The following is a 19,554-nucleotide window of genomic DNA, read 5'->3' on the forward strand; positions in this document are numbered from 1 at the left end:
ATGTCTGATAATCTAGAAACTTTAATGTTTCTAATGGGGAAAAAATTAGAAACATCTTCAAACAATTTAGAAAATGTCGAAAAAAAAGAAATTATTTCAATTGAAAGAAAAAATTTTGACTACACAAAGCTAGATAAAGATCTTGCTGATTTTTTAAAAACAAAGCAGTATGAAATTTTCAATATCTTTAATAATACTTATACAAAAATTGGGAAAATACTTAAAGAAACTCAAGATAAATTAAAAGGAAATAATCAATATAACGGACTTTTTTATCAATGGTTCAAAAGCATGGGATTTAAAAAAGATAAGGTTTACGCTTTAATATCAAGATATAATCTGCTTATCGAAAATTCCGACAAGCAACTCACTATAGAAAAATTGCCATTATCATTATCATATGAAATATCTAAAAAATCTTGCCCCTCTATTTTAAAAACCGAAGTTCTAAATGGCAAAATAAATTCTTTAAAAGAATTTAAAATTGTTTATAAAAAAAGTTTTGATTTAAAGGGCGCAGACAAATCATTGCTTAAGAAAGATAAAAAATATGAAAAAGATATAAAAGAAACATTGGATTTCATATTAAAAAATATAAAAGAATTTAAAAATATTGAATTTAATAAATTAAACCAAGAAAACTTAAAATTATTTTTTTGCTCTATTTTGGAAATAAAGAAAAAAATAAAATATATTAAAAATAATTCTATCTAAATTTAAAACTACACTAATAAGTATAAATACTACATATATTCTTATTGTTCATTTTGTAAATATTAGATTGTTTTTTTACTTTTAAATTTAACTATAAATAACAAAATATAAACTTTACCCTTCATTTAAAGCTTAAAATTTATTTATGAAAACTAAATAATTTTAAAACAAGCTTAAAAAATTTACGTATTGTAACAAATACCTAAAAACAAAAATTCTTATAAAATTAAGAAAAGTTATTTTACAATCTTTAAATTATAAAAACAATTTAGCCAATATGGCCAAAAAAGGAAACAATCCTTCTTAAATCACCCGCTGTAAAATACTCTATTTCTATTTTACCTTTATCTTGATTCCCTTTAATATCTATTTTTGTTTGAATTTTATCAAATAAAAATTCTTTTATATTGCTCAAAAAAGGATCTTGTTCCAATTTACTTTTTTTTACTATAGATTTATAAAAATTTTTAACATATTTTTCTGCATCTCTTACAGAAAAATTTTTTTTAAGTATCATTAAATAAAGATTATACCTATCTTGCTTATCTTTTAATGATAAAATAACTTTCGCATGCCCAAAAGAAATTTCTTTTCTATGAACTGCATTTAATATTTCTTGCTCAAGATCTAAGATCCTAACCAAATTTGAGATATAGGCTCTACTTTTACCAATTTTTTCAGACAAATCTTTTTGAGTTAAAGAATATTTATTCATTACATTTTTATAGGCATAGGCTTCCTCAACAGGCGTAAAATTTTCTCTTTGAATATTCTCAACCAAAGGCATAAAATCTCTACAAGATTCTTTAATATCAACTTCTATAACAGGAATATTTGTCATTTGGATAAGTTTAGCAGCCCTAAACCTTCTTTCTCCTACTATTATTTTATATCTCTCATTTGTTTTACAAACAATTATGGGTTGCAAAATTCCATTTTCTTTTATCGAAATACTTAACTCTTCTAATTCAACAAGACTAACAGATTTCCTTGGCTGATCATTATCAATATCTAAAAGTTGAATATCTATCATTTTAAAAACTCCATCCATATTATCAGAACCTCCTACAACACAAAATTTTACCAGGTTATAATATTGAATTACAATTTAAGAATAAAAAAAAAGAATGCTCCACGTGGAACATTCTTAAATAAGAAAAACCAATTCTTCATTTAATAAATTTTGAAACAGAAATCAAGCTATCATTATCTAAAAATAATACTTGAATTCCTCTAGCATCTTTGCCTTGTTCAGATACTTTTCCAGCTACTGTTCTTAAAGCTTTTGAACGTTTACTTACAAGCAAGATTTCATCATTCTCTGAAACTGCTATAGCATCAACAACACTACCCGCTTTTTTATCAGACTTTTTATAACTAGTATAACCAGTGGCTCCTCTTTTAAGCTCAGATATTTTAGAAATGCTTAATCTTTTTCCATACCCATTCTCAGAAATAATCAAAAGATAAGGATTTTCTCTAACTGCCAAAACTTTAACAAACAAATCGCCTTCTTTTAATTTCATTCCACAAACACCCTGGGTACCTCTATTAGTAAGCCTAACATCTCTTGAATTAAATATAAATGCACTACCCTTTTTAGAAAGACAAATTACTTTTTCATCTTTAAAAACAATCTCTGCACTTGTAACAAAATCTTTATCATTAAGTTTAATAACAATAACACCTCGTGACTTTACTGTTTTAAAATCCGTAGATTCAAATCTAGCTATCTTTCCACTTGCAGTTGTAAGCAATAAATAGGCATCCTCAGTAAAATCTTTACTATTCTTAATAGTCAAGATTTCTTCCCGATCTCCCAAATTAATAAGCTCATTAATATTTTGCCCCTTTGAAGCTCTTGAAGAATCTTTTATTTCATAAGCATTGATTAAATAAAGCTTTCCTTCATTTGAAATCATAAACAAATAATCATGAGTATTAACACACAAAGCAATAACAATCTCATCTCCATCATTAAGATCAAAAGAACTGAGACCTTTTCCTCCCGTGCCTTGCAATTTATACTCATTTTGTGAAAGTCTTTTAAGGAAACCTTTCTTTGTAAGCATAACAACAATATTTTCTTTTTGAATTAAATCCGACATACTAGTTTTTAAAACCTCCTCATCATAAATTATTTTAGTTCGACGTTCATCGCCAAATTTCAAACCTAAATTTATAGTTTCTTCTCTTATAATATTAATAATCCTTACTGGATTCAAGAGAATATCTTCATAATCTTTTATTAAGCTTAAAAGCACATTAAGCTCCTCTTCAAGCTTAAAAATCTCAAGAGCTGTAAGTTTTTGCAATTTCATATCAAGAACTGAATTAGCCTGAATCTCTGAAAGGCCAAAATTTGCAACAAGTCTTTCCTTTGCATCTTTTGCCAATTTAGATGATTTAATAATCTTAATAACCTCATCTATATTATTTAAAGCAATATTCAATCCCTCAAGAACATGTGCCTTCTCTTTTGCCTTCCTCAAGTCAAATTCAATACGTCTTTCGATAATATTTTTTCTATGCTTAATAAATTCAAATAATAATTCTTCCAAATTCAACTGTTTGGGAATACCATCAACAAGGGCCAAATTATTTATACTAAAATGCTTTTTAAATTCAGTATATTCATAAAGCAAATTCATAATAACATGGGGATCAAACCCTCTTTTAACTTCAAGAACGATTCTAATGCCTTCTCGATCAGACTCATCTCTTATATCTAAAAGTCCTTCTAGCTTTTCTTCTTTTGCCAAAAACGCAACTTTCATAAGAAGTGCAGATTTATTTACTGTATAAGGTATTTCTGTAACAATTATAGCATTTCTATCTTCTGTTCTTTCTTCAATATGATATTTTGCCCTAATAACAACACTTCCCTTGCCAGTTTTGTATGCTTTAATTAAATTATCATTGTAAACAATCTCTCCAAAAGTTGGAAAATCAGGACCTTTAACTATCTTAAGCAAATCAAACATAGAAGCATTCTCATTATCCAACATATAAACAATAGCATCACAAATTTCTCTTAAATTGTGAGGTGCCATATTAGTAGCCATTCCAACAGCAATTCCACTAGAGCCATTTACCAAAAGAAATGGAAATGATGAGGGCATAATCTCAGGCTCAGTTAAAGAATCGTCATAATTAGGCTTAAAATTAACAGTTTCTTTGTCTATATCCTTAACAATATATTCTGTTATTCTTTCCATTTTAGCTTCAGTATATCGCATAGCAGCAGGCGGATCTCCATCAATAGATCCAAAATTTCCCTGTCCACGTATTACAGGATATCTAAGTGAAAAATCTTGAGCAAGCCTTACAAGAGCATCATAAATTGATTGATCTCCATGAGGATGATATTTCCCAAGAACATCACCTACTATTCTTCCAGCTTTTTTAAAAGCTTTATCAGATCTAAGTCCCATTTCATACATGGAATAAAGTATTCTCCTATGAACTGGCTTAAGACCATCTCTTACATCTGGAAGAGCTCTGGAAACAATAACTGACATTGCATAATTCAAATAAGAAGTTTTTATTTCATCTTCTATCTTAATATTTAATATTTGTTCTTTATCTTCTCCAACTGCCATCAACACTCCAATTACACATCAAGATTAATTACATTAAGTGCATTCTGTTCAATAAATTCTTTTCTAGGCTCAACTAAATCTCCCATAAGAGTAACAAAAATTTTTTCAGCCTCAACAGCATCATCTATATTCATCAATCTCATTTTTCTTCTCGCAGGATCCATAGTAGTTTCCCAAAGCTGAGTTGGATTCATCTCCCCAAGCCCTTTATATCTTTGAAGAAAAATACTATTGCGATTCTTAGTTTCAATAGAATCTAAGAATTTTTCTTTTTCTTTCTCGTCATAAAAATAATAAATACGATTGTCATACTTTATTTTATAAAGAGGGGGCATTGCTATATATATGTAGCCATTTTCAATTAAATCTCTCATATATCTAAAGAAAAAAGCTAAAAGCAAAGTTCTAATATGAGATCCATCAACATCAGCATCTGCCATAATAATGACCTTGTGGTAACGAAGTTTTGTAATATCAAAAGTTTTGCCAACTCCCGCACCAAGAGATGCAATTATAGGAATAAGCTTATCATTGGTAATTACCTTATCTTCTCTTGTTTTTTCAACATTAAGCATTTTCCCCCATAATGGCAAAATGGCCTGAAAAAATCTATTCCTACCCATTTTAGCACTTCCTCCGGCAGAATCACCCTCTACAATATAAAGCTCTCTTTCCAGGGGATTTTTAGAAGCACAATCAGCCAATTTCCCAGGCAATGCCAAGCTTTCAAATGCATTTTTTTTTCTTTCTGATTCTCTTGCTTTTCTTGCAGCTTCACGAGCACGAGCAGCTTTTATTGCTTTTCCAAGAATATTGTCTATCTCTAAAGGATTTAAATTAATAATTTCCAATAAATGCTCATATACAATAATCTCAACTATTTTTTTTATCTCTGAATTACCAAGCTTACTCTTTGTTTGGCCTTCAAATTGAGGTTCTGGAACTTTGACAGAAATAACAGCTGTAAGCCCCTCTTTAAAATCATCTCCTGTAAGATTTGGGATATCTTTTTTACTTATTTTTGAATTTTTAAAAGCTTCATTCATAGCCTTAGTAAGGCCACTTCTAAAGCCCATAACATGGGTTCCCCCTTCTCTTGTATTAATATTATTAACAAAAGAAAGAATATTGTCAGAATAACTTTCAGTCCACTTAAGACCCACATTAACAATAACATCACTAATAAAACCATCAATATAATAAGGTTCTGATTGAAAAGCTTTACTATCATTAGTTAAATAATCTACAAAAGATTTTATTCCACCTTCAAAACAAAATTTCGAAGATTTTTCTCTGCCAAATCTTTTATCTTCAATTGAAATGCATATTCTATCGTTTAAAAAAGCAAGCTCTTTAAGCCTTTTTTCAAGAACATCAAAGTTATAATCTAAAGTTTCAAAAATTTCAGAATCTGCTAAAAAAGTAACCTTAGTTCCCGTAATAGAAGATTCTCCCACAACTTCTACTTTAGAAGTTGGAATACCTTTTGAAAAGGTTTGCCTAAAAATTTTTCCATCTCTATTAATAGAAACCTCTAAAAACGAAGACAAGGCATTTACAACTGAAATTCCAACACCATGCAACCCTCCAGAAACTTTATAAGTGCCTTTGTTAAACTTACCACCAGAATGTAGTTTAGTTAAAACAAGCTCAAGAGCACTAATTCCCTCTTCTTCATGAATATCAGTAGGAATTCCCCTCCCATTATCAATTACAGTTATAGTATTATCTAAATTGATAATAACATCTATTTTATCACAAAACCCAGCCAAAGCCTCATCGATACTATTATCAACCACCTCATAAACCAAATGGTGCAGCCCATTAACAGAAACAGAGCCTATATACATGCCAGGCCTTTTCCTAACAGCCTCAAGTCCTTTTAAGACCTGAATGTTACTAGCAACATAATTCATAAACCTTCCATTCATTTAATCAAAATCTAGACATAGATAAATTCTACATTTAAAAAAATAATATCTACTACATACAAAGTACCAAAAATTTTTAAAAATTCACAAACAATTTAAATAGAATCCTAATTTAACATTATACTATATAATGTTAAAAGTATAGTACTAAAACCAACAAGGACAAAAAATGGAAAAATCAAAAAATATATGGAGCTTGATTTTAACAGAAATAAAAAAAGAACTCTCGGAAGAAGAATTTTATGTTTGGTTTGAAAATTTGTGCTTTTTAGAATCAATAGGTGACAATATTCAAATATCTACTCCAAATTTATTTCACAAAAATCAAATAGAAAAAAGATTTACAAAAAAAATTAAAGAAATTCTTATAAAAAATGGCTACAATAACACAGTCATTGTATTTACAGATCAACCACCTAAAACCTATTCTAGCAAACAAGAAAACGAAAAAACAACCTTTAACGAAACTTTTCCAAAGTTAGACAAGCTCAAAGGAAACACACTCTCTAAAGAACCAATTCAAAGCATTAAAGATCGTATAAAAATGTATATCAAAAAAGAAGAAGGACCTACAAATTTTAAAAACCCATTTCTCAAAAAAAGATATACATTTGAAAATTTTATTATAGGACCAAATAATAAACTTGCATACAACGCCAGCTTATCAATCTCAAAAAATCCAGGGAAAAAATATAATCCGTGTTTAATTTACGGCGGAGTTGGACTTGGAAAAACACATTTGCTTCAAAGCATAGGGAATAAAACAGAAGAATTGCATCACAACCTCAAGATATTATACGTTACTGCTGAAAATTTTTTAAATGAATTTGTAGAAAGCATAAAAACAAATGAAACAAAAAAATTTAAAAAAAAATATAGATACTTAGACATGTTACTTATAGACGACATTCACGACTTACAAAAAAAAGAAGGCATACAAGAAGAGCTTTTTCACACATTTAATGCTCTTTATGAAGACAATAAACAATTGGTATTCACATGTGACCGACCTCCTTCTGAACTTACAAATTTTACAGATCGATTAAAAAGCAGATTCACAAGAGGACTAAATGTTGATATATCAAAACCCAATTTTGAACTCAGAGTAGCTATTATTGAAAAAAAAGCAGAAGAGGATGGCATAAAGGTCCCTAAAAATATACTCAATTTGGTTGCCCAAAAAGTTACAACAAATGTAAGAGACCTTGAAGCTGCTGTGACAAAACTAAAAGCATATATAGATTTGGACAATATAGAAATTGACATTGACATTGTTGAAAAAATAATCAAAGAAATAATAATTTACGAAAAAGAAACAACTAACGAACCAAGCAATAAAATCAATATCGAAAATATAAAAAAAATACTCTTAAGAGAACTAAAAATTGCACATAAAGACATTGAGGGGCATAGTAAAAAACCAGAGATAACAAAAGCTAGGCATATTTATGCATACCTTTTGAGGAATTTTACAGAGCTATCAACAGTTGAAATTGGAAAAATTATTGGAGGGAAAACCCATTCAACAGTGCTTTATTCGATAAATAAAATAGATAAAGACAGAAATAATGACAAAGAAATTAACAATTTAATCACAGAACTTATGAACAAAATAAAAAAAAATTAAACCTATTTGAAAAATCAAAAATTCTTTTAAACAATTAAAACAAGTAATTTATCAAAAATCCAACAAAAAATAACCTACAATTTAACAAGATAATTCTTTATACTGCATGACATTAAATACAATTAAACAATTAAACAGAGGCTTACTACTATTACTATTATAAATATCTATGAAAAATAAAAATGCAAAATCTATGAAAAATTACAGAGATAAAATGTAATAAAATATATAAGGAGGCATCATGCTAAATAACACATTTTTTATTTGCGAAACAAATCAAATTACAAGTGAGATAGAAAAAGCAAAGGGAATAATATTGAACAGAAATATGAATGACATTTGGAGTGCATTGTTAATTGAAGTGAAAAGATCTAATCTCATAATTAAATCAACAGACAGAAATATATTTTTTGAAAGCACAATTCCGATTATTTCAGAAACAGATTTTAAGGTATTAATTAATGCCTCAAATTTTTATGATGCAGTAAAAGCATTCAGTTTTTACAAGAAAATTAAAATAGTTTTTAATGAAAATAACAGCAAATTGGAAATTATGGGAGAATTAAAAGATGAAAAAGAAGAAGAGTATGTAGATCATTTAAAAGAACCTACCTTTTCACACGAAGAAATAGAAAATTACAATTATGATATGATTAACGAAGATTACACTTTTGAAATCGAAGTAAAACAAAAATCTCTTAAAAAAATAATAAACAGAATAGCTTTTTCAGCGCATTTTGATGAATCCAAGAATGTATTAAATGGTGTTTATTTTACAAAAGATGAAGATTCTAAATTACTACTTGTTTCTACTAATGGACACAGGATGTCTATTTGCAAAACAGAAGTCATAGTTGAAGAAAATGTAAATTTCATAGTTCCTGTAAAAATATTTAACTTTTTAAAACATCTTATGTCAGGAGAAGGTATAGTTAAAGTAAAGTCTTCGGATAAAAAATTTTATGTTGAATTTGATAATTATAAAATAGCTTGCAGTTTGATTAGCGGCAATTATCCTGATTATAAAAGCATTATACCCAAAGAACAAAAAAATAAATCTTTGGTTTCTCTAGGCATTTTAAAAGATAGACTTACAAGAGTCAATTTATATGTTGACAAGTCAAAAAAGTTAGTTTTAACTTTTTCTGAATTTCAATTAAAACTTCTTGGAGAAGATTTAATTACTGGAAGAAAAGGTGAATTTTTTATTAAAAATCCGAATTATCTGTATGATGGGGAAGATGAGGTTATGGCTATTAATATTTCATATTTTGTTGAAGCTATTAGTGTTTTTGAAACTTCAAAGATAGAAATACAATTTAATTCAGGGAATGTATTAAAATTGAGTGAACCTGAAAATTTTGATTTTACACACTTGATAATGCCGATGTCTTTGGGTTGAAGTAAACTATTAATGTGATTTTGAGTATTAGAATAAGTTTTTCTAAAGTTTATTCAATATTGTTTTTTGCATTGCGGTATAAAAAATTACTATGAATGATTCTTCTTTTAAAAAAATAGATAATGTTCTTAAAGATTATTTAGAATCTAATTTGCTTGTTAATAAAAAAATAAGTTCAAAATTATTGATTGCTGATAAATGGAATCAAATTTTTGAGGCTTTATCAGCTGATGTTAAATTTTTAGATTTTAAAAATGAACAGGTTCTTTTTATTGAGGTAAGTAATTCAAGTATTTTGTATAGCATATCAATCAATAAGTCAAAGATAATAAATTCAATAAAAGAATTAACAGGGATTAAAATAATAGATATAAAGGTTTTAGTAAAGTAATTATTATTGACAATCGCATTTATATGCTATACCATGGTAGTGTTCAATTTGCAGCTTATTAGCGGGAAATTGTTTTTAATGGAGGAGCGTTTTGAAAAGAACTTATCAGCCTAGTCGTGTTAAAAGAAATAGAAAATTTGGGTTTAGAGCTAGAATGAAGACTAAAGGTGGAAGACTTATTCTTGCAAGACGAAGGGCAAAAGGAAGAATAAAATTAACTGTTTCTGATGAGAAAAAGAAATATTAGTCTAAAATCAAAAGTAGAAATTCAAAAAATTTTCAAAGAAGGCAATCTGATCAGATTTAGCAATCTTAATCTTAAAATGTTTTGTAAATCGAATCATTTGATCTATTCTAGACTTCTTGTTACCTTTTCTAAAGGTTTTAGAGGGGCTGTTAAAAGGAATCGCGTTAGAAGACTTTTTAAAGAAGCTTTTAGGAAAAGATTGGAATTGTCAGAAGGTAGAGCTGTAGATATTATCTTTGTAATTTCTTATAACAGGTTAAATTTTACGTATTTTGGTATTGAATCTCTTATGAAAAGTTTAGTTTTAATGGTGTGAGGGGCATAATTGAATCAAAGTAAAAGAATTTTAAGAACGGTTTATTTGTCTTTATTTTTAATAGGTCTTTTTATGCTTATTAATGATATTTTTTTCCCCAAAATGTTAAGTTTTAAGCCTTCTGATAAGGAAGTGCAGTTTGATTTAAACAAAAGTTTTGATGATAATGAAATGTTTTTAAGTAAAAGCAATAGCTTTAATTTGATTAATAAGTCTCAAGATATTGTTGTAGAAACAGGGATATATGTTGCTACTTTTTCGACATTTAGAGGGAATTTGGTTTCATTAAAGCTTAAAAATCATTTAAATTTGGAAAAAGATCCTACAGATTTGATTAATGTTGATTATAAAAATGAAACTTTTTTTGATGTTAGTTTCGACTATTTAGTAGAGGATTTGTTTTTGTATAAGAAAATAGATGATTTTAATCATGAATTTAAAGCTTATTTTAAAAATAACGGTAAAACTTATGAATATGTAAAGAGGTATACATTCTCTAAAAAAAATGAATACCTGATGAAATTTAAAGTTACTGTAAATGGTCTTGAGGATGATAACTTATTTGATATTGATTCTTATAAGATTATTTTTAGTTCTGAGATTGAAAGGTTGAGTGATAAAGCCAAGCTTCAATATAATAATTATTTATCTCAAATAATTTATTATGATAATAAGCTTAAGTATGGTAAAGATGGTCTAATGATTAACAATCCTAGATGGATTGGTTCTAGTACTAAATATTTTGGAGTGTTAGTTTTTAAAGAAAATATGGAAGTTGAGTTTAAGAAGGAAAAAGAAATCCTCAAGTCGTTTATTGTCAATAATGTTGGAAATAAAAAAAATATTAGTGATGAGTTTTTTATTTATGCTGGACCTAAGGACAATAGATATCTAGACATTTTTGATAAGAATGGTGACAATACCTTTGGCTTATCTGATATTGCTTTTGGAATGTCAGTGGAAAAAAGTTTGTGGCATTTAATTCAAGTTCCTATGCAAATGGTAATGCAAGTTTTTTATGATGTTATACCTAATTGGGGACTTTCAATTATTTTTTTGACAATTGTTGTTAGAATACTTATATTTCCTTTGACATTTAAAGGATTTAGAGCTACTGCAGAGCTTTCCAAGCTTCAACCTAAAATGAAAGAACTTCAAGCAAAGTTTAAACATGATCCCAAGAAATTGAATGAAGAGATGGGAAGGCTTTATAAAGAAGAAGGAGTTAATCCTCTTGGAGGATGTTTTCCTGTAATCTTGCAGCTTCCTATATTTTTTGCTCTTTATTCACTTGTAAATAATTTATTTTTATTAAGAGGGGCTAGTTTTATTCCAGGATGGATTGATGATTTATCTATTGGTGACAGTGTATATCATATTGGATACAAGCTTTATTTTGTTTCTTGGACTGATATTAGAATTTTGCCTTTTATTATGATGTTTACTCAATTGGGATCTACAATTGTTAGTTCTAATGTTGATTTAAAAAATCTTGGAGCGCAGCAGAAATTTTTATATTTTGGAATGCCTATTATGTTTTTTTTCATACTTTACAATATGCCATCGGGGCTTTTAATATATTGGATTACAACAAATATTTTTACTATTTTGCAACAATACTATATAAGAATACATTTGTCTTAAAGGGGGAATAATATGAGCTATGAATTTTACGGAAAAACCGAACAAGAAGCAATAAAGAAAGCAATGAGAGATCTGGAATTAAAAGAAGGTGAGTTTGATGTAGAAATTTTAGATAAAGAAAGGGTTGGATTTTTATTTAAGAAAGAAATGATTAAAATAAGGGTTTCTCCTCATGTAAAAGAAGTTAAAAAAGGCGGTTTTGAAATTAAAATTGGGGATGAAATTTGTGATAAAATTTTAGAGTTTGTAAAAGAAATGCTAATCAAAATGGGATATTCTGTAAATTTGACAATAGAGCCCAAAGAAGGAGGGCACATTAAGATCTCTATTGAGACAGATAGTCCAAATATTTTGATTGGACGAGAGGGTAAAAATTTAGATTCTCTACAGCTTTTGACAAATGTTTACGCTTCTAAGCTTATTGGTGAAACTGGCGCCTTTAGTAGAGTTATACTGGACATTGGAGATTATAGAGAACGATTTAAATCTAGGTTTATTAATTTAGCAATAAATTCTTTTCATAAAGTCAAAAGAACCAGACGTTCTATTTTATTGCCATCAATGAATCCTTTTGAAAGAAGAATTGTTCATACAACTTTAAATCGTTATAGTGATATCAAAACTGAAAGCGAGGGTGATGGAAATATAAAAAGGATAAGAGTGTCTTATGTTAGAAATAATAGGTTTAGCAGCAATAATTCTCGCAGTTATCAAAAGAGAGATTTTGGTTTTAAAAAATAGATTGATAGTGTTGATTTGTATTAAATTTTAAAGAGGAATGATGATATGAAGATTTTTTTAACCGGAATTGCGGGGTTTATTGGATTTCATGTAGCTAAAAAGCTTGCAGAAAAAGGGCATGAAGTTTTAGGTGTAGATGTATTAAATGATTATTATGAACTCAAATTTAAGCATGAAAGATTAGAGGCTTTAGGTTTTTGTTCTAAGGATGTCAAAACCCATGAGATTATTAAGAGTAAAAAATATGATAACTTATCTTTTGCATATCTTGATATACTAAATAAAGATAAACTGCTTGAACTTTTTAAGGAGTATAAATTTACACATGTTTGTCATTTGGCTGCTCAGGCGGGTATTAGAGATAGCCTTGAAAATCCTGATAGCTATGTTTCAATAAATATTGTTGGGTTTTTTAATGTTTTAGATGTATGTAGAATTTATAAAGAAAACATAAAACATTTTGTTTATGCTTCGACGTCATCAGTTTATGGTATAAATGAAAATATTCCGTCTAGTGAAGATTCTATTACGGATCACCCTTTAAATTTATATGCAGCTAGTAAAAAATCTAACGAAATGATAGCGCATGCTTATAGTGCGTCTTTTAATATTCCCACAACAGGACTTAGATTTTTTACAGTTTATGGAACCTATGGAAGACCCGATATGGCTTTATATTTATTTGCAGATGGAATTAAAAATGGCAAATCCATTAATATTTTTAACAATGGTAATATGGCTAGAGATTTTACATATGTTAGCGATATTGCAAATGGTGTTTATAAAGTGTTAAAAAATCCAGCTAAGAGTGATTGTAATTTTGATGTTAAGAATCCAAATTCGTCAACATCTTCTTTCCCTTACAGAATATATAATATAGGAACTGGACATGCAACTAAATTGTTAGATTTTATTAAAGAGCTTGAAGCGAATTTTGATAAAAAGGCTTTAAAAAATTATATGCCTATGCAAAAAGCAGATGTTGTGGAAAGTTGTTGTGACATTTTAAAGCTTAAAAATGATGTTGGGTATGAAGCCAAAATTTCTATTAAAGAAGGAATAAAAGAGTTTTCAGAGTGGTATAAAATGCTAGAGTCTACTGAGAATGTTTAATTTTAAACTTTTTTATGCAGAATGGTAGATTTTTAATAAATTTTATACTCGCTTTTGGTTTAATAATTATTTATTTATTTAAATTCAATTCTACTTCTTAGGTGTATAATTTATTATAGGCATTTGATAAAAGAAAAAATAAGATAGAAAGGAGCATATAAATGGGTGTTTTAGACAAGATTAAACCAGGTGTAGTTTATGGAAAAGAGCTGCATTCTTTATATGAAATATGTAAAAAGGAAGGATTTGCTATTCCTTCTATTAATTGTATAGGAACAAATTCTATTAATGCAGTTTTGGAGGCAGCAAAAGAAATCAATTCTCCTATTATGATACAATTTTCCAATAGTGGTTCTGCTTTTATTTGCGGGAAAGGGTTGAAGATGGAAAAATCACAAGGAGTTTCAATAGTTGGAGCTATTTCTGGCGCTATGCATGTTCATTTGATGGCAGAGCATTATGGCGTTCCTGTTGTTCTTCACACAGATCATTGTGCTAAAAATTTGCTTCCTTGGGTTGAGGGGCTTTTGGAGTATGGTGAGAAATACTATAGTCAGCACAAAAAGCCATTATTTTCTTCGCATATGTTAGATTTGTCAGAAGAACCTATTAAAGAAAATATTGAAATTTCTAAAAAATTCTTAGAAAGAATGGCAAAGATTGAAATGTTTTTAGAAATAGAGCTTGGGATTACGGGTGGTGAAGAAGATGGAGTTGACAATTCGGATAGGGCTCTGCACGAGCTATTTTCGACTCCCGAGGATATTTATTATGGATATTCAGAACTTTTAAAGATTAGTCCAAATTTTCAAATTGCAGCAGCTTTTGGAAATGTTCATGGAGTGTATAAACCGGGGAATGTTAAGCTTACTCCAAGAGTGTTAAAAGATGGCCAAGATTATGTCATATCAAAAACAGGAACAAATATTGTTAAACCAGTTTCTTATGTTTTTCATGGAGGATCTGGATCTACAATTGATGAGATTAATGAGGCACTTTCTTATGGGGTTGTAAAGATGAATATTGATACAGATACACAGTGGGCTGCCTGGGAGGGTGTTTTAAATTATTATAAAAAAAATGAAAATCGCTTGCAAGGTCAATTAGGAGATGGTAAGGACGCTGATATTCCAAATAAGAAATTTTATGATCCAAGGGTTTGGTTAAGAGAAGCTGAAGTTTCTATGAAAGACCGTGTGAAGATTGCATGCAAAAATCTTAATAATATTAATAGGAATTAAATAAAAATTCACTAATTTTTATTTGCAAGCTGCTTTTTGAGCGGCTTTTTTATTATTTTATTAATTTTAGATATTGAATAAAAATTATTGGGTATTAGGTATATTTTTTCTATTATTTATTTAGTAATCTTTTTTGTTATTTTTGATTATTTTTTAAGAACTTAAATAAAAATAAATCTATTTTTAGAATGATTGTTAAATATTGTGTTTATGGAGTTGTTATTCTTGAAGAAGACAATTAATATTGTTGCTAAATTTTAAAAAACATTTTATTTTGGATTTACTTTGTGTGTTTTTATAATTTTTTATTGTTTGTAAAAAATAAACTTGAGCTTTGAGATTAAATTTCTTGAAAAAATAGTGGTCTACTGGAAGATTCTCAGGAATATAGATAACTGATTTTTATAATTTTAAAGGTGTGGTTAAGCTTATGAATTTAAGTGTCATCAGCAACAATATTGATTCCCAGTTCTTTGAGTTGTTCATTTGAAATTTTAGAGGGGGAGTTGTCAAGAGGGCTTGCTGCAAAAGAATTCTTGGGGAATAGTATTACATCTTTTATTGAAGTTGATTTTGTCATTAGCATTATTAGCCTATCAATACCAATTGCAATGCCCCCATGATTAGGAGCCCCATATTCTAATGCTTTTAGAAAAAATCCAAATCTACCTTCTGATTTTTCCTTTTGAAATCCTATTATGTTAAAGATTCTTTGTTGAAGTTCTTTATTATGTATTCTAATTGAACCTGAACCAAGCTCTACACCATTTAAAACAAGATCATAAATTTCGCCTATGGTTTTGTTTGGATTTTTTTCTAAATTGGCAATATATCGCTTTTTGGGAAGCGAGAACATGTGGTGAGCTGGTGTATAGGTCTTTGTATTTTCGTCATATTCAAATAGTGGAAAGTCGTAGACCCATAGAAATTCAAATTTATTTTCATCTATTAGTCCAAGATCGTTTGCAATTTTTATTCTAATTTGCCCCATAGCTTTGCAAGCAGTTTCCCATTTATTATTAGCTGTAAAGAAAATTATGTCATTATTTTCTAGAGAATAGGCTTTTATTAATTGCTGTTCTTCTGTTTTTAAAAATTTTGCAATTCCTCCAGAAAATTTATTGTTTTCGATTTTTGTAAAATAAAACCCTTGTGTTTTGTAAAGCTTTGCAACTTCTTCTAAATTATTTATTTTTGCTCTTGAAAACTTATCAGCTTGATCTTTTACTATTAAAATTTTAATTGAGCCTTTGTTTTTTAGAGTATCTTTGAATACATTGAATTCTGAATTTTTAAGATTGCGACTTATATCTTGTAATGTAAGTTCAAATCTAGTATCTGGTTTATCGCTTCCATATTTGTCCATTGCTTGTTTGTATGTTATTTTTTTGAATTTTTTAGGTAAGTTAATATTAAGGCAATTTTTAAATATTGAAAAAAGCATGCTTTCCATTAATTTAAAAATATTTTCTTTTTTCACAAAGCTCATTTCAAGATCTAGTTGTGTGAACTCCGGTTGCCTATCTCCTCTTGAATCTTCGTCTCTATAACAACGGGCTATTTGGAAGTATTTGTCAAATCCCGCTATCATTATAAGCTGTTTATAAAGTTGTGGAGATTGGGGTAAAGCATAAAAAGATCCTTTGTGGATCCTTGATGGTATTACAAAGTCTCTTGCGCCTTCTGGTGTTGATTTTACAAAAGTTGGAGTTTCTAGTTCTAAAAATTTTCTTTTTACTAAAAAATTTCTAATAAGATGAGTTGCCTGGCATCTTAAAATGATCTTATTTTTCAATGAATCTCTTCTTAAATCTAAGTATCTATATTCAAGTTTTGAGTTTTCATTTGCATTATTGTCATCTTCTATCATAAACGGTAATTCATTACATTTTGAGATAATTTCAATGTTTTTTGCCAATATTTCAAAATGTCCTGTTTTCATATTTATGTTTATCATATTGGAAGGTCTTTTAATCAATATTCCTTGAATTTTAATGCAATATTCAAGTTTTATTTTTTCTGCGATTTTTAAAAGGTGTTCTTCGGCTATTAGAACTTGAGCTTTTTCATATCTGTCTCTTATGTTTAGAAAGGTAAATTTTCCGTGATGTCTAATTTTTTTTACCCAAGCATTTATTTCAACTTTTTTGTTTATTAATTTTTCATTCAACTCATTACATTTGATAACTTTAAACATAATTTAGCTCACTATTATATTATAAATTTCTTTGTCTGTTTTTGCATTTAAAATTTCTTTTTTGTACAGATCAATTTTGCCCACAACAGATGCTAAAATTCTGGGGTAGCTAACATAATCTTTTGCTGGGCACAATATTAATATGAAAACATGGCTTAAATTCTTGTCAAGAGCATTGAAGTCGATCCCTTCATGGCTAATTCCTATTGCAATATGTATTTTTGAGATTAAATCTGTTTTTAAATGAGGAATAGCAAAACCTTCTTTTAGTGCAGTAGTAATTAATTTTTCTCTTTCCATTAAATCTTGAAATATTCTTTCTTTGTCAATTTCAATGTTTATTACGCTTAAGAGTTCTCTTAGTACATCAGCTTTGTTGTTTGCTTTTAATTCTAGAATAATGTTTTCCTTTTTTAGTCTTTTATTTAGGTTGATATTACTAAGGATTTTATCATAATTTATTGAGTAATCTAGTTTTTTTGCTCTTAAAGAGACTGTCTCAACTTCTTTGGTTATTTTTTCTAGGTTTAAGATTGTTTCTCTAAAAAGATCTTGTATTATAATTAGGTGATTATTTGGGCATTCAAATGTGATTTTGCTACCTTCTCGCTTTATTGAGAATGATATATTGTTTTTTCTTGCATTAATATATTGTGAAGAATCATTTTTAATTTGTTGCGTGAAAAATCCTTCTTTTCTTAACTCATTTTTTAAGTCCCATATAAGAATTTTGGCCAAATTGTCATATTCAAATGATACGCATATATGTGTATTTTGATCTATTGCTAGTTCTTTTTTAAGTCCGCTTTTGTTTATTTTGAATAAAAAGTTTATTATGGGTGTTGCAATGATTGTTGGCAAAAATACCATTATTATTATGATTCCAAATATTTTTTGGCTAATAAATCCTGAAGATAAGGCTACATTTGCCATAATAAGTGAGACTTCTCCTCTTGGGACCATTCCAGTTGCAATTTTTAAGGCTCCAAGTTTATTAAATCCTAAAAAGAGTGCTGGAATAAAGCAAAATGTACTTTTAGTAATTATTGCTATCGCACTAATTGCTGATCCTAAAATAAGAACTTCTTTTGAGAGTATTTCATTAATATCTGACATAAGTCCAATTGATGTAAAAAAGATTGGAATAAAAAATCTTTCAAAGATTGTTAGTTTATCTTGAATTACATATACAATGTCTGTTTTTGACATGGCAAGTCCAAATACGTAAGCTCCAACCACAAAAGACATTCCTAGATTTTGGAAGATGCTTGCAATAGTAAAGGTTAGAGAGAGTGTTATTACGGTTGCTAAGGTGACACTGTTTAATTTTTTCAACAGCCTTGAGAGTGTTTCTGATACATATATTAAGGAAAAAGTTAAGCATAGCCAAATTACTATGTTTTGAATTATGCTTTTAAGAGAGCTTGCTATATCAAGATCCGATATAGATCTTGATATAGTTATTACACTTGTAAGCATGAGCATTGAAAGTACATCATCAATAATTGAAGTTGATATTATTGTCACTCCTTCTGAAGTACTCATTTTTTTCTTTGCTGAGAGTATACTTGCTGCGATTCCTGCTGATGTTGGAGTTCCAATTATTCCAATAAAAAGCGAGGTTGGACTTATTAAAGGAACATTAAAAATTATGCTGGCCATTAGTACAAAGCTTGTAAAGGTGCCAACAACTTCTGTTATTCCAATAATTCCTCCGCGTGGCAAAAATTTGATAAACAATTTTAAGTCGGTTTCAAGTCCTGCTGTGAAAAGCAGTATTATTGAGGCTATGGTAGAGATTGCAAATATTTTTTCATTTATTAAATAATTTTCTCCAATTTGAGTTATCCCTAATGGGAATAATAAAGGTATTTTAATTTTTCCAAAGGCATTAGGACTTAGAATTATTCCTGCTGTTATTTGTCCTATTACTTTTGGAATCCCTATTTGTGCTACTAGATTACCTAGTGAAATAGATGAGATTACAATAATTGCCAGACTCATGACAAAAGATGACATATTTGCTTCAATGTCATAATTTGTTGAGTATGAAAATAGAAGATTAGGTAAATTCAGTAACACTATTATGTAAAAATTTTTTTTGTTCATTTTCCAAGCTCTTTTGAAAAATTATATTTTAGTAAGTTTAACAAATTTTTAATTACCGTTTTTTCTTTTTTTCCAATGATTGTTATTTTTGCTTTTTCTTTGTGTATTATGCCTAATATAATAATTTCGATTATAGATTTTGCGTAAGATTTTCTGCCATCTTTTGTTGTTATTTTTATATAGCACGAAGAGTGTTTATTTGCGAATTCAGCAATAATGTTTGCCGATCTTGAATGTGTTCCATCTTTATTTATTATTTCAATTTCTACTTCTTGCATT

General features: G+C 28.4%; 16 protein-coding genes. 10 read left to right on the plus strand and 6 right to left on the minus strand.

From position 1 onward, the window contains the following. Positions 1–714, plus strand: coding sequence for a hypothetical protein (locus QIA27_RS02670; RefSeq protein WP_301353730.1), 714 nt, complete (start codon positions 1–3; stop codon positions 712–714). Positions 715–982: 268 nt separating this feature from the next. Here the strand turns inward: QIA27_RS02670 and QIA27_RS02675 are convergent, their stop codons facing one another. The 3 genes from QIA27_RS02675 to gyrB all read right to left on the minus strand — a co-directional run bounded on the left by QIA27_RS02675 (position 983) and on the right by gyrB (position 6,232). After that, positions 983–1,765, minus strand: coding sequence for a ParB/RepB/Spo0J family partition protein (locus tag QIA27_RS02675; protein ID WP_301403556.1), 783 nt, complete (start codon positions 1,763–1,765; stop codon positions 983–985). 118 nt (positions 1,766–1,883) lie between these two features. After that, complete coding sequence (gene gyrA / locus QIA27_RS02680; RefSeq protein WP_301386382.1) at positions 1,884–4,316, minus strand: DNA topoisomerase (ATP-hydrolyzing) subunit A; 2,433 nt, start codon at positions 4,314–4,316, stop codon at positions 1,884–1,886. 11 nt (positions 4,317–4,327) lie between these two features. Continuing rightward, complete coding sequence (gyrB, locus tag QIA27_RS02685; protein WP_301386383.1) at positions 4,328–6,232, minus strand: DNA topoisomerase (ATP-hydrolyzing) subunit B; 1,905 nt, start codon at positions 6,230–6,232, stop codon at positions 4,328–4,330. A 184-nt stretch (positions 6,233–6,416) separates the two neighbouring features. Here gyrB and dnaA point away from each other — a divergent pair, with 184 nt between their 5' ends. The 9 genes from dnaA (at position 6,417) to fbaA (ending at position 14,969) form a co-directional block, all read left to right on the plus strand. Continuing rightward, on the plus strand, positions 6,417–7,874 hold the full coding sequence (gene dnaA, locus QIA27_RS02690; protein ID WP_301403557.1) for a chromosomal replication initiator protein DnaA: 1,458 nt from the start codon (positions 6,417–6,419) through the stop codon (positions 7,872–7,874). 241 nt (positions 7,875–8,115) lie between these two features. Beyond that, positions 8,116–9,276, plus strand: a complete 1,161-nt coding sequence (gene dnaN, locus QIA27_RS02695) for a DNA polymerase III subunit beta (RefSeq protein WP_301353736.1) — start codon at positions 8,116–8,118, stop codon at positions 9,274–9,276. 91 nt (positions 9,277–9,367) lie between these two features. Further along, on the plus strand, positions 9,368–9,667 hold the full coding sequence (locus tag QIA27_RS02700) for a DciA family protein (RefSeq protein WP_301353737.1): 300 nt from the start codon (positions 9,368–9,370) through the stop codon (positions 9,665–9,667). A gap of 91 nt (positions 9,668–9,758) precedes the next feature. Next, positions 9,759–9,914 carry a 50S ribosomal protein L34 gene (gene rpmH, locus QIA27_RS02705; RefSeq protein ID WP_004791483.1) on the plus strand — a complete coding sequence of 52 codons (156 nt, stop codon included), beginning with the start codon at positions 9,759–9,761 and terminating at the stop codon, positions 9,912–9,914. Beyond that, positions 9,895–10,230, plus strand: a complete 336-nt coding sequence (gene rnpA, locus QIA27_RS02710; protein WP_301386386.1) for a ribonuclease P protein component — start codon at positions 9,895–9,897, stop codon at positions 10,228–10,230. Before rpmH ends, rnpA begins: the two co-directional genes overlap by 20 nt. A 9-nt stretch (positions 10,231–10,239) precedes the next feature. Further along, the gene (gene yidC / locus QIA27_RS02715) at positions 10,240–11,874 is read left to right on the plus strand and encodes a membrane protein insertase YidC (protein ID WP_301403558.1); all 1,635 of its coding nucleotides are present in this window, start codon (positions 10,240–10,242) and stop codon (positions 11,872–11,874) included. Positions 11,875–11,886: 12 nt separating this feature from the next. After that, entirely contained in the window at positions 11,887–12,615 is a 729-nt protein-coding gene (gene jag, locus QIA27_RS02720; RefSeq protein WP_301386388.1) for an RNA-binding cell elongation regulator Jag/EloR, read from the plus strand. A gap of 45 nt (positions 12,616–12,660) precedes the next feature. Beyond that, positions 12,661–13,728: an NAD-dependent epimerase gene (locus QIA27_RS02725; RefSeq protein ID WP_301386389.1), complete on the plus strand. Its 1,068-nt coding sequence runs from the start codon at positions 12,661–12,663 to the stop codon at positions 13,726–13,728. A 161-nt stretch (positions 13,729–13,889) separates the two neighbouring features. Then, on the plus strand, positions 13,890–14,969 hold the full coding sequence (gene fbaA, locus QIA27_RS02730; protein WP_301386390.1) for a class II fructose-bisphosphate aldolase: 1,080 nt from the start codon (positions 13,890–13,892) through the stop codon (positions 14,967–14,969). A 436-nt stretch (positions 14,970–15,405) separates the two neighbouring features. On the opposite strand, the gene aspS is transcribed toward fbaA, so the two are convergent. Genes aspS through QIA27_RS02745 form a run of 3 tightly spaced genes read right to left on the minus strand, consistent with a single transcriptional unit; the run spans position 15,406 to position 19,553 of the window. Beyond that, a complete protein-coding gene (aspS, locus tag QIA27_RS02735) occupies positions 15,406–17,166 on the minus strand; it encodes an aspartate--tRNA ligase (protein WP_301403559.1) in 1,761 nt (586 codons plus the stop codon). Between the two features lie 3 nt (positions 17,167–17,169). Beyond that, entirely contained in the window at positions 17,170–19,275 is a 2,106-nt protein-coding gene (locus QIA27_RS02740) for a cation:proton antiporter domain-containing protein (protein WP_301403560.1), read from the minus strand. Next, a complete protein-coding gene (locus QIA27_RS02745) occupies positions 19,272–19,553 on the minus strand; it encodes an HPr family phosphocarrier protein (protein ID WP_301403561.1) in 282 nt (93 codons plus the stop codon). The genes QIA27_RS02740 and QIA27_RS02745 overlap by 4 nt, the downstream gene beginning before the upstream one ends. Position 19,554 lies beyond the last annotated feature (1 nt).

Source organism: [Borrelia] tanukii, assembly GCF_030439725.2.
GTDB classification, from domain to species: domain Bacteria; phylum Spirochaetota; class Spirochaetia; order Borreliales; family Borreliaceae; genus Borreliella; species Borreliella tanukii.